General features: G+C 37.6%; 1 protein-coding gene. It reads left to right on the top strand.

All coding sequences use genetic code 11. The annotated features are described in order from the left end of the window. The coding region (locus PG887_RS22580; protein WP_270822974.1) for a hypothetical protein at positions 1-452 on the top strand (452 nt) is incomplete at its 5' end. Between the last annotated feature and the right edge of the window lie 163 nt (positions 453-615).

Genomic DNA, 615 nt, shown 5'->3' with positions numbered 1-615 from the left:
AAGGGTACCACCAATCAGCAGTTGGCCACCTCTCGCCATTCATCCATGAGTGTCGCACTTATTATCTGAATTCCCGAGATACTGTGTCAACTTGTTATCCTGGAGTAGTTAATGCTGAATCTGAAGACGAGTTGATTGTGTTGTCAAAATTAAACCCTAAAGACATGAAATGGCATGAGTATCTTTCGGCTATAACATTGCTGAAGCCAATGAAGTTTGAATCAGATGGTGATGAAAAAATAAGTTACCATATTCCAATTGATATGATTGATGACGTTATTGCTGATGCTGATGGTTCTGACGCACACTATACAGGTATAACCATATATCCTGACAATGAGTATCAAAAGGAAAGAGAATACCTATATCTACATGGAATATGTAATCTTAATGAAGAACAAAGGTTGAAGGTTTTGCGTAATTTCTCGAAATTCAAGGTTTTTTGGGAATAATTAAAATGAGTTAAGGATGTAAGTTTGATTCGCGTAGCTTAATCAGACGTTCGCGAAAACATATTGTCTCAATATTATCGGTAATTTTGTACAGATCTAGTTATCACCTGACACCGGCCTCAAACCGGTGTCTTGTTTACGCTACTTTAGTGCGCACTTCCTT

The sequence above is a fragment of the Aeromonas sp. QDB14 genome (assembly GCF_027707845.1).
Taxonomy (GTDB): domain Bacteria; phylum Pseudomonadota; class Gammaproteobacteria; order Enterobacterales; family Aeromonadaceae; genus Aeromonas; species Aeromonas caviae.
Note: the sequence above shows the minus strand (reverse complement) of the source record. Positions and strands in the feature narration are given on the sequence as shown.